This is a genomic window from Microcystis aeruginosa FD4 (assembly GCF_009792235.1).
In the GTDB taxonomy this organism is placed as follows: domain Bacteria; phylum Cyanobacteriota; class Cyanobacteriia; order Cyanobacteriales; family Microcystaceae; genus Microcystis; species Microcystis viridis.
The window spans coordinates 507,218-518,868 of the sequence record NZ_CP046973.1 but is presented as its reverse complement, the minus strand read 5'-3'; the positions used below and the strand labels follow the sequence as shown (position 1 = coordinate 518,868).

10 protein-coding genes are annotated in these 11,651 nt (G+C 43.7%); 4 read left to right on the top strand and 6 right to left on the bottom strand.

What is annotated here, in order from left to right; all coding sequences use genetic code 11:
• Positions 1-6: 6 nt before the first annotated feature.
• Positions 7-234, bottom strand: coding sequence for a DUF2281 domain-containing protein (locus GQR42_RS02595; protein ID WP_158198790.1), 228 nt, complete (start codon positions 232-234; stop codon positions 7-9).
• Positions 235-609: 375 nt separating this feature from the next.
• Here GQR42_RS02595 and GQR42_RS28240 point away from each other — a divergent pair, with 375 nt between their 5' ends.
• Positions 610-1,173 (top strand): PEP-CTERM sorting domain-containing protein, encoded by a 564-nt coding sequence (locus GQR42_RS28240; protein WP_233271237.1) that lies wholly within the window; start codon positions 610-612, stop codon positions 1,171-1,173.
• 115 nt (positions 1,174-1,288) lie between these two features.
• Here GQR42_RS28240 and GQR42_RS02585 read toward each other — a convergent pair whose 3' ends face one another.
• The gene (locus tag GQR42_RS02585) at positions 1,289-2,860 is read right to left on the bottom strand and encodes a Na+/H+ antiporter (RefSeq protein ID WP_158202348.1); all 1,572 of its coding nucleotides are present in this window, start codon (positions 2,858-2,860) and stop codon (positions 1,289-1,291) included.
• A 98-nt stretch (positions 2,861-2,958) separates the two neighbouring features.
• The gene (locus tag GQR42_RS02580; protein WP_158198789.1) at positions 2,959-4,146 is read right to left on the bottom strand and encodes an RNA-guided endonuclease InsQ/TnpB family protein; all 1,188 of its coding nucleotides are present in this window, start codon (positions 4,144-4,146) and stop codon (positions 2,959-2,961) included.
• A 172-nt stretch (positions 4,147-4,318) separates the two neighbouring features.
• Here GQR42_RS02580 and GQR42_RS02575 point away from each other — a divergent pair, with 172 nt between their 5' ends.
• Positions 4,319-4,858 carry a DUF3038 domain-containing protein gene (locus GQR42_RS02575; RefSeq protein ID WP_158202347.1) on the top strand — a complete coding sequence of 180 codons (540 nt, stop codon included), beginning with the start codon at positions 4,319-4,321 and terminating at the stop codon, positions 4,856-4,858.
• Between the two features lie 157 nt (positions 4,859-5,015).
• A complete protein-coding gene (locus GQR42_RS02570) occupies positions 5,016-5,978 on the top strand; it encodes a protochlorophyllide reductase (RefSeq protein WP_158198788.1) in 963 nt (320 codons plus the stop codon).
• 69 nt (positions 5,979-6,047) lie between these two features.
• Here the strand turns inward: GQR42_RS02570 and dnaK are convergent, their stop codons facing one another.
• From dnaK to cysS, 3 genes are all read right to left on the bottom strand, one after another.
• The gene (gene dnaK / locus GQR42_RS02565; RefSeq protein WP_158198787.1) at positions 6,048-7,952 is read right to left on the bottom strand and encodes a molecular chaperone DnaK; all 1,905 of its coding nucleotides are present in this window, start codon (positions 7,950-7,952) and stop codon (positions 6,048-6,050) included.
• A 398-nt stretch (positions 7,953-8,350) separates the two neighbouring features.
• Positions 8,351-9,331, bottom strand: coding sequence for a hypothetical protein (locus GQR42_RS02560; RefSeq protein WP_158198786.1), 981 nt, complete (start codon positions 9,329-9,331; stop codon positions 8,351-8,353).
• A gap of 287 nt (positions 9,332-9,618) precedes the next feature.
• Positions 9,619-11,055 (bottom strand): cysteine--tRNA ligase, encoded by a 1,437-nt coding sequence (cysS, locus tag GQR42_RS02555; RefSeq protein WP_158198785.1) that lies wholly within the window; start codon positions 11,053-11,055, stop codon positions 9,619-9,621.
• Positions 11,056-11,373: 318 nt separating this feature from the next.
• On the opposite strand from cysS, the gene GQR42_RS02550 reads away from it, so the two are divergent.
• Entirely contained in the window at positions 11,374-11,649 is a 276-nt protein-coding gene (locus GQR42_RS02550; RefSeq protein ID WP_158198784.1) for a hypothetical protein, read from the top strand.
• Positions 11,650-11,651 lie beyond the last annotated feature (2 nt).

Genomic DNA, 11,651 nt, shown 5'->3' with positions numbered 1-11,651 from the left:
CATGGGTTAAGTTGGCGGCAAGAGTTCATCGGTTAGGGGTTCGTTAAAGTCATCGCTGATCCAGCCTTGACCTTGATATAATCCTGCAATTCTACCTGTTTGGGTTATTTGGGTTTGATGGTGTTGATTGACTATAGATTCCAAAAAATCGAGAATTTCTTGTTGTTGTTGGACAGGTAATGTCTGAAGGGTTTGCAACAAAGGAGAATTGGTATCTAGGTCAGCATTGTTCATAACGATTTGATTTGAGGATTTTGGGGGAATACCTTAAGGATAGCATCGGTTTTCAGAGGTGAGGGGACAAGTTAAGGATGGTGCGGTCGCAACGCGCTCGCTACGCGAGATCGCACTACGGAAGTCGATTCGGGTTTCTCTGTCTCGTCTTCTGGGGGTTGTTTATTCTGGTTCTGAGTTTTCTTGATAGAGATTAAGAAGGAAATATAAAGATTCATTAAATTGTAGCTTAAGATACAGTTTAGGGGGGGTAATGTGTATTCTTTTGTCATCCGCCTCTGGTGTTGCGTTAGGCTGTTGTTTGACCTGACTGCGAGGGGGGCGATCGCCTTTCGACTAATAATTTCAAAAGTGAAAATACGGGTTAAAAATAACATGAATAAAACAACAAAAGTATTGGGAAAATTCATTGCTGCCTCTGCGTTAATTGTTAGTACTGTCAGCTTGCCAGATCAAGCAGCAACGTTTCGATTATGCGTTACAGGCTATGAGGGTACTGATATCAATGATAATACAACTCCCTATCCTTACCACAATGGACCGTGGGGTTTTACGGTGGAGCCATTGGGTGGACCGCCCCCTACCCATATTAAATTTACAGTTACCAGTACTCCTCCACCTGGCACACCTGGCCATGATAATGGCGACAACCAATATATAAACTTTATGGCTACTATTCCAATAATCAAAACGATAAACAATACTTATTATTTTAGCGGTGAAGACAATCAAGTCTCTTTAACAGGTACATACAATGGTACACAATTAAGCTTTTCTAGTATAATTTCAGGAGATACTCACTATACTGCTGTGCCATGCCCCGAACCCACCTCTATCCTCAGCCTTCTAGCCCTCGGAACTCTAGGCACAGCTTCAACCCTCAAACGCAAACTGAAGCCGTCCAAATCCACCGAAAAAGAAACCACAAAAGTCTCCTAAAATCCCCCATAAAACCCCACAACATCCCTTCATTAATTGCAGGGGTTTTTGTCATAGGAGCCAGTCGTCGATCATTAGGAGAATTGAGATTGATTGTATATACCCCAAAATAGTCCTACTGTTCACTAATTTTACTTTCAGCGAGAATTTCTTGGAGGACGGGGGATAAATTGCTAGTTAAACGGCCGGATCGAATAAATTCAGCGTAGGTATCAGCTTCGATATCTAGGAGGGTTTCCCGAAGTTGTTCCATTGTTAATAGCTGTAATTGGGGATAACTATCGTTGAGAGATTGAATTTCCGCTTCTACAGTCTTCAACTTTTCTTTGACGAGATGCTGCTCATAACTAAAAAATTCGGGGGCAACATCGGGAGATTTATCTAACTTAGAAAGATAGTCTAAAACCCTTTTTAAAGCTACCCGTCGGGCTAAAAGTTCCGCATAGTTTTCTCGAATTGGTTGATCACCGATCAAGTCTAATCTCGATAGGAAAGTTTGAATAGTTAATCCCTGCACCAAAAGGGTAAAGAGAACAACTCCGAAGACGATATCGATGATATCCTGACGATTGGGAAAAATAACCGGCACACTTAAAGCTAGGGCAATAGAAACGGAACCACGCAAACCTCCCCACCATAAAACCGTTTTTTCTCGCCAATTAATTTTAGTTTCCATCAAGGCATTACTAACAGTTCCTAAAGCAAAGGTAGCCAGAAAACGGGCCGCTACCACGGCGGCGATCGTGATAAAAATTAAATTGAGATTATCGGCTAAACTGGAGAGACGGATCTGATCGCCGATGAGGAGAAAAACGATCGAATTGACAAAAAAAGCGAGAAACTCCCAGAATTGCGTGACTAATAGGCGGGTACGGGGACTCATACTAATTCTAGAGCCAAAATTACCTAAAATAATCCCCGTAGTCACCACTCCGATTACCCCCGAACCACCGAACTCCTCGGTTAATAAATAAGCACCGTAGGCGGACACAAGCGTTAAAGACTGTTCCACTAGGGGTAAATCCAGACGTTGAGTCAGATAGGAGATACCAAAACCCACTAAACAACCCACTCCTACCCCGATACCGATAAAAGCGGCAATCCGGCTAATAGTTGTCTCTAAGGATAGACCACTAGCACCGAGGGGAATTTCCACCAAAAGAGCGAAAGCGACCACAGCGACCCCATCATTAAATAAGCTTTCCCCTTCCAAAAGCACGGTGAGGTTTTTACTTGCCCCCAATTCGCGAAAAAGAGCGACAACAGCGACGGGATCCGTAGAAGAAAGGCTCGCACCCACTAATAATGCCGTAAATAGGGGCAAATTGGTCAATTCATCGAGGGTAAAACCAACCCCGAAAATCGAGATAATTACGCCGACAATAGCGAAAAGACTGACGGGAATCCAATTATCCTTCAGATCTCGCCAGCGCGTATTCCAAGCGGCTTCAAATAGCAAAGGGGGCAGAAAAATTTCTAGAATCAGTTCAGGGGATAGGTTCACCAGACGGATATCGATGAAAGCTAAACCTAAACCGACTATCACTAACAATAGGGTGTAAGGAATTTGCCGAAACCAGCTAAAAATCCTCGAAACCGTGGCCACACTCAGGGAAACGGACAAAACAATTAGAAATTGTTCTAAATTTTGCTTAATGACTTCATCGGTAGCGGATTCTAAACTCATTGGGTGGGAGGCAATCGGTGAGCGGACGTGCAAGAAAAGAACAATCTCAATTATTTTGACATCCTCGCCGCCGTAAAACGGACGGCGATTCCCAAACCTCACGATTTAGGTTTCTGCTTCTTTCCCGAAGGATTTTTCGCACCTGCCGCCCCAGTTTTACTCTGTTCTGGTCTTATGGTCGCTCCACAGACTGACACCGCAAGCCCTGCGGCCAAAATATTTTTACTGGCGTTAATATCTCGGTCATGGTGAGTCCCACAGTTCGGACAGTCCCACTCTCGAACATTTAACGGCAGCTTTTTCACAATATACCCACAATTACTGCACCGTTTAGAACTGGGAAACCATCTATCTATTTCGATGTAATTTTTCCCGTACCAACGGCATTTATAGGCTAATTGTCGGGTGATTTCTCCCCAGCTTACATCAGATATTGCCTGAGATAATTTCGGGTTTTTGACCAGATTCTTGACGGCTAAGTTCTCAACCACAATCGTTTGATTTTCACGAACTAATTGAGTGGTTAGCTTGTGTAAATGGTCTTTTCTGCTATCGGTGATTTGAGCGTGAATTCTGGCTACTTTGATTTTTGCCTTTTCTCGATTCTTTGAGCCTTTCTGTTTTCTAGAAAGATTTTTTTGTGCCTTTCGCAGTCTCTGATAATGCTTTTTCAAATACTTAGGATTAGATACCTTGTCTCCATCGCTGGTAATCACAAGGCTACTAATTCCTAAGTCAATTCCGATGGCTTTATCTGTTACTGGTAAAGGTTTAATTGTTGGGTCATCAAATCTTATTGAGATATGCCAACGTCCAGAAGGATGTAATCTGACTGTTACTGTGCTTGGTTCACATCCGTCTGGTATTTGTCTTGACCATCGAATAGGTAAAGGTTCTGTGCATTTAGCTAAATAGATTTGTTTGTCTTTGAACTTAAAAGCAGATTTGGTAAATTCGGCACTTCCTCCTTGATGTTTTTTCTTAAAGTTAGGATACTTAGTACGACCAGCAAAGAAGTTAGTGAAAGCTGTTTGTAAATGTCTTAACCCTTGTTGTAAAGGTACACAACTAACTTCGTTTAAAAACTCTAATTCTTCTTGTTTTTTCCAATCAGTTAGCATTGAAGAAGTTTCAGTATATCCTACTCTTTCTTGTCTTTCGTACCATGCTTGTGTTCTGGCATGGAGAGCTTTATTGTAAACTAATCTTACACAGCCCAAGGTGCGCCGCAATAGCGACTCTTGTTCTGCTGTGGGGTAAAATCGAAACGAATAGGCTTTCTCCATATCTCACATTCTAGCATATATCGTGTAAATGCGTTACTATTTCATAGTAAAGCCGTCCTTTTAGAACGAGGTTTCAGAGCCAAAATTGGCGATGAAACTTTAGAACCAGTGATTTTTTCTCCTAAACCCAAGTTTTTCTGCTGGCAATTCCTTATTATCTATGTCCTTGACTATGCCTCAGTCTGCCGAGTCCTCCACGGGTGAGGATTTACCCCTAGCTATCTCACCCAGTAACGAGCAGTTAGAGAATATTAATAGCTATTTAAACCTGATTTTGGTTGCTTTAGTCTCTCTAGCTAATTTAGACTCCGATTCTATCACCCAAGCAGCCCAGGAATTAGCCTTAAATCTGGATACAAGCGATCGCCTAGCTGCCCACTACTGGCAACCCCAGTCAAAACTTTCCCTAGCGGACATCCGTTCTCTAGTTCTCCTCCTCTGCCATCTCGCCCAAAAAAAGCAAGAGTTAATCCGTCGCGCCGTAATTCTCCTAGAACAAGTGGGGACTCAAGGACAAGAACCAGTTAAAACCACACTTTTGGGCAATTATATCGCTAATTTTCGCTTAAAATACCCAGAAATATCGGAAAATAATCTCAGTAATTCTAGCGTAACTTCCCTAGCCTGGAAATTATTAATCGATTTATTATTCTACAGCAGTCCCCGCAGCCATCTCCTTCTCTGGCACACCCTTTTGGCAAGTAAAAAGTAAAAAGGCGATCATCCTGATAACTGATAAGTGAACACTCACGAAAATTTGAAGTTATGTAAAGGGAACCCTGGGGTCAGGTAAGACAACCGATAGAATTTATGATCGGAATCCTTTGGATATTCCCTAGACCAGAGCGATTAACGAAAATTATCAAAAAATGGTACAAGATCAAAAACCCACGGTGATCATTACTGGGACAACTTCTGGAGTCGGTCTCTACGCCGCTAAATCCCTTGCTCAAAGAGGTTGGTTTGTGGTTATGGCCTGTCGGGATATCCCGAAAATGGAACAGGCGGCCAAGGAATTAAACATTCCCCGGGATAACTACTGTATTGAATTTATCGACCTCGGTTCCCTCGATAGCGTCCGGCGCTTCGTCAAAAATTTCCGGACCTTGGGCAGCTCTCTAACCGCTTTAGTCTGCAATGCCGCTATCTATCTGCCTTTGCTCAAAGAACCCTTAAGAAGTCCCGACGGTTATGAATTGAGCATGGCCACCAATCATTTAGGTCATTTCCTGTTGTCGAATTTGCTCTTGGAAGATCTAAAAAATTCTCCCTCTCCCGACCGCCGTTTAGTCATTCTCGGCACTGTCACCCATAATCCCGATGAATTAGGCGGTAAAATTCCTCCTCGTCCCGATTTGGGCGATTTAGACGGGTTTGCCAAGGGTTTCAAAGAGCCGATTACTATGGCCGACGGCAAAAAATTTGAATCGGTCAAAGCCTACAAAGATAGTAAGGTGTGTAATGTTCTCACTATGCGGGAACTGCACAAACGCTATCACGAATCCACGGGAATCACTTTTACTTCCCTTTATCCGGGTTGTGTGGCCGATACACCCCTTTTCCGCAACCATTACCCCTTTTTCCAGCAGTTTTTCCCCTGGTTCCAGAAAAATATCACCGGTGGCTATGTTTCCCAAGAATTAGCCGGGGAAAGAGTCGCTATGGTGGTTGCTGACCCCGAATACCGTCAATCTGGTGCTTACTGGAGTTGGGGCAACCGTCAGAAAAAAGAGGGTAAATCCTTTGTTCAAAGGGTTTCTCCTCAAGCTCGCGACGAGGAAAGAGGCGAAAAAATGTGGGAATACAGTGCTAAATTAGTCGGATTAGCCTAATTTCTGATTTTGAGCCTGAAAAAGGACACAAGTTACCTTGTGTCCTTCCCGAAGCTAAGAACTTAATTTTTATTTAGCGTCGGAGAATTCCGCATCGATGACATCATCGCCACCACTGGCACCACCAGAGGGGCCATTGTTATCATTGCCACCGGTGGGATTGCTAGGGGCTCCTTGCTGATACATACTGCTGCCGATCGCGTAGAGGGCTTGTTGTAATTCTGGTAGGATGGTTTTGATCTTACCATCATCGTCTTGAGCGATCGCTTCTTTCAGGTCTTTAATCAACCCTTGGGCTTTATTTTTCTCAGATGGAGGAACCTTATCGCCTAACTCGGCTAACTGCTTCTCAGCTTGATAAACCAGGGAATCAGCTTGATTTTTGCGTTCAATGCGTTCGCGACGTTCCTTATCGACCGAGGCGTTCGATTCTGCCTCATTAACCATGCGTTCCACTTCATTTTGGGGCAAGGTAGAAGCGCCAGTGATACTGATCGATTGTTCTTTTCCTGTACCTTTATCCTTAGCGGTGACATTTAAAATACCGTTAGCATCGATGTCGAAGACCACTTCGATTTGAGGCACACCACGAGGAGCGGGAGGGATACCATCGAGTCGGAAAGTTCCCAAACTCTTGTTATCTTTGGCCATTTCCCGTTCCCCTTGCAGGACGTGGATTTCCACGTTAGTTTGTCCATCCACTGCTGTGGAGAAAACTTCCGATTTTTTGGTGGGAATAGTGGTGTTGCGGGTAATAATCCGCGTCATCACACCGCCGAGGGTTTCCACACCCAAAGACAGGGGCGAAACATCAAGCAGAAGAATATCTTTGACTTCACCGGCGAGAACACCACCTTGAATAGCAGCGCCTACGGCTACCACTTCATCGGGGTTAACACTTTGATTGGGATCTTTGCCCAGAACTTTTTTAACTAATTCCTGGACGGCGGGAATCCGGGTTGAACCACCGACGAGAACCACTTCATCGAGGGCAGATTTATCGATTTTGGCATCACGGATGGCATTTTCGACGGGAATACGACAGCGATCAATTAAATCAGCGCAAATTTCCTCAAATTTAGCTCTGGTTAGGGTAGTATCTAGGTGTTTTGGCCCTTCGGCGGTAGCGGTGATGAAGGGCAGGTTAATTTCCGCTTGGGTAACGCTAGAAAGCTCAATTTTGGCTTTTTCTGCCGCTTCTGTGAGACGTTGCAGGGCTTGTTTATCTTGACGGAGCTCTATTCCTTCAACTTTTTTGAATTCTCCGGCTAAATAATCGACGATTTTTTTATCGAAGTCATCACCACCGAGATGAGTATCTCCAGAGGTGGCGAGAACTTCAAAGACACCATCACCCACTTCTAGAACCGATACGTCAAAGGTTCCCCCACCCAAGTCAAAAACGAGAATGGTTTCGTTAGCTTTTTTGTCTAATCCGTAGGCAAGAGAGGCGGCGGTGGGTTCGTTGATAATGCGGAGAACTTCAATCCCAGCAATTCTCCCGGCATCTTTGGTGGCTTGACGTTGGGAGTCGTTAAAATAAGCGGGTACGGTGATGACTGCTTGGGTAACAGTTTCGCCGAGGTATTTACTGGCATCTTCCACCAGTTTCCGCAGTACCTGGGCGGAAATTTCTTCAGGGGCGAATTGTTTGCCCTGGGCGGGACAGTCTAATTTAACGTTGCCGTTGCCGTCTTGGAGAGTTTTGTAGGATACTTCTGTGGCTTCGTTGGTGACTTCGTTGAATTTCCGGCCGATGAAGCGTTTGACGGAATAAAAAGTATTTTGCGGGTTCATTACCGCTTGGCGTTTGGCGATTTGTCCTACTAGGCGCTCGCCATTTTTGGCGTAGGCGACGACTGAGGGCGTGGTTCTAAATCCTTCGGCGTTGGCGATAACGGTGGGTTTACCCCCTTCCATAACCGCAACGCAGGAGTTAGTCGTCCCTAAGTCAATTCCAACTACTTTTCCCATAATCTTTGTGCTGCTCCGATACAACTTATAGTGACTTCTAGAATCGGAACTGTACTCGGTTTTTAGGCGATACCCACCCCTATCAGTTCCTTTGTTATCTCTATAGTGCAAAATAACCCCGCTTTCTCGATAGTGTAGGTATCCGAACCTTTTTGGTAGTATTGCTAATGTCAGTTCGGGATCAAAGAGTTAGTGGTGAAGGAAAGGAGTCAGAAGTGAGACAAACTCTTAGTTCTCACCTCTCCATGCTCACTCCTCTTGGTTTCCCTGGATTGGTGTTGGAAATCCCTCACTTCCTCTCTTTTAAGTAGAAAATATGAATCTCAGACATCAATATCATTCCATAGTTCAGAAATTGACCGCACTTGACTTTAATTAATCACTGAAAGGTCGTGCTATTAATACAAGATTATGTAATCATGAGCAAAAACAATTGTTCCTGTGCGTATTCCATTTATTTCTTGAATATAAGTATCGGTGTCATATCGTTTAAATCTACTATCTTGAAAACTGTTAATTAACCTAGGAAAATCCTCTAATTCAGAGGTACTAATTAATCTATTTCCGTCAAGAAGATCACCAGAAAAAACCCTAAAGGTAGAAGAAGGGGTTTCCTCGGAAAATAAACTACTACAGTTAGGTTGTAAATAGATGTAGATGTAGGCCAAGCGCATATCTACAGAAGGCACAAATTCTAAGCCTAAATCAAAATAGCATAGAGTAGGTGGATTAAAAACGGATAAAATAGATTCCCGATAATTATCAGGCTTTCCAAAACTTCTCAACTGAATAAGATGACTACCAGTATTGACTCCCCCTCCTCTTAAATTATTAAGAGAACATTGTTGAAAGTCAAGAAAGGTTTTAGTTATCGTTCTTTGCCAAGTATTAATAATGACTAGAGAATTGCCCCGATGCCTATACTGTTCTGGTCGGCGATCGATCTCGATACCAATAGGATCATCCGATTGACGGGGTTCTACCATGCGATAATAGTAAGTGTAGTTGCTAAATTTTACTCTTCGCGGCCCTGGAAGATCATTAACAAAGTTTTTCGGGTCTACTTGCCGGCCAAATTCACAAACACTTTGATAATCTTTTATAATAAACATTGGTAAAAGAATATCTGGTGGCGGCAGTTTGATTTCATCATCAGACCAACGACCTGTAAAAATCCAGTCGGCTGCCCGCGCAGAAACGACCCAAGCAAGACCTCTATATACAGGAATATTGTCAATACGCATTGTTAATAAATAAATCTGATCATTTATTTTGTAACAATTATCCCCAAAACTCTCAAGGATTGTGGCATCGATCTCAGCTAAAGGTTTGCCAAATGGAAGTGCGAGTAAATCAGTGAGATTGCAGGGTAAACTCATCTAATTTGCTATAAATTGTACTGAACAAAGATTTCTGATAAGCACAACAATTAATTTTGATTTAAGTCGAGTGTCTAGGGGCGTTTTGACTCGTCCCCAGAAATTCAAGTTCTGGTCAGCTAAAAAGACGCTACGCAACGTGGTTTTAACCCGTTGCGTAGCATCCGCTTAGAATCCTCCGTCGTTTACGGGTCGGAGAAGTCAACTCCACCGCTATGCAGAAATTAAACTATCAGGTGGATGGATGCGGTCGCCAAGTAGAGGAAGTGGTCAAAGAATTTCTAGTCTCAATCTCTTAACCATTTAGTCACTCCCCCGGGTTGATCGATTAAAGTAATCCCTTGAGCTTTTAATTGTGTGCGAATGCGATCGCTTTCGGCGTAATTTTTCGCTTTTTTCGCCTCTGTCCGTTGTTGGATCAGATTTTCGATCTCCGCTGCACTAATGTCCTCAGAAACAGGGGTTTCCCTCTGGTCGGCGGCAATTTCTAAGCCCAAAACCCTAGACAATTTCACCAAAGTATGCCATTTTACAGCTAATTCGGCCAGATTGCTGTCCGTCTTACCCGCATGGGTTAAATTATTACCTTCCTTGCGTAATTCCTTAGCGATTTCAAATAACACCGCTAAACCACCGGCAAAGTTAAAATCGTGATTTACCGCCTCTTGAAAGCGATTTTCTAGCTCTTGGTCAGTAATTCCGGGATTATCTGGCGGAAGATGCTTATAACCAAAGGATAAACCCTCTTGTAAAGTATGCCAGCCATTAGTGGCCGCCTGCAATCCCTCATCGGAAAAATCAATCGGTTTGCGGTATTGGGCTCCTAAAATTAACAATCTCACCGCTAAGGGGTCATATTTTGCCAATAACTCGCGAATAGTGATGAAATTACCGAGGGATTTCGACATTTTTTCCCCTGCCACCTTAACCATGCCATTATGTAACCAATAGTGGGCCAGAGGTTTACCAGTTGCCGCTTCACTTTGGGCGATTTCGTTTTCGTGGTGGGGAAAAATTAGATCACTTCCCCCCACATGAATATCGATAGTTTCTCCCAATTGTTCTTTGACCATGGCCGAACATTCAATATGCCACCCCGGACGACCTTGACCCCAGGGAGAATCCCAACTAGGTTCCCCCGGTTTTGCCCCCTTCCAGAGGGCAAAATCAAAGGGGTCTTGTTTCTTAATTGCTTCCGGGTCGTCGGTTTCTACCCGGCCGCTGGCCCCCGCTTGCAGATCATCCAGTTTTCGCCCTGATAGTTTGCCATAATCAGAAAAACGACGGACGGAATAGTAAACATCGCCATCGCTGGGGTAAGCATAGCCTTTTTGTTCTAATTCGTAGACCAGGCGCTTGATGCCGTCGAGGCTATGAGTTGCCCGGGGATAAGCGTCCGCCGGTCTGACTCCTAATTTTGCCATATCCTCAAAGTAGGCCTCAATAAATCTCTCGGCCACGGCTGCCATGGTGGTATGTTCATTTTTAGCCCGATTGAGAATTTTATCGTCAATATCGGTGAAATTCTGAATATAGCGCACTTTATAACCGAGATACTCCAAATAACGCCGCACCACATCCCAAACCACACAGGTACGCGCATGACCCAAATGGCAATAATCATAGACGGTAATGCCGCAGCAATACATGGAGACAATACCGGGGATGAGGGGGGTAAAGGGTTCTTCGCGACGACTGAGGGTGTTGTAGAGGATTAAGGTCATGGATGGGGAAATTTTTTTCTGGGGAAAAAGGCTAGTCCAATTTTATAGCAGTTGTTTTCAGTTATCAGTGATTAGTGATCAGTTATCAGTGACCGCTAACCACTTTCTCCGTTCCCTGATTTCCTTACTATATTTTGTGTTTTTTGTCAAGAGGTTTTTAGGGTTTTAGCAAAGATGTGACAGTAACATCCGAGAATATCTTACTTTTTTTGATGACAACTATTATTGATAGAATCGATAGAATAACTATAGGAAAGCTTGATTGTTTGCCTCAACCAACAATTTTTATTGTTAATAAACTTTGACCAGACAATAACTATGACTGAACCACCTAATAGCACTGGGGATGAAATCCAATTACCCCGGGGAGAAAGAGTTGACCAGCTAAGAAATCTGATCGAAACCCTACGCATTGCCGATGAATTGGCCAATCGAGGTTATTTGATTACCAGCGCCGAAGTGGCCGATTTAATGGATATTAATCCAGGCGCCGTTACCAGTCGCGGCGACCATTGGCCGTGGCGAAATTGGGTAATCTCCCGGGTCAGACGCGAGGGAAACCAAATTCTTTGGCAGTTGGAAAAAGTCGATTAGGA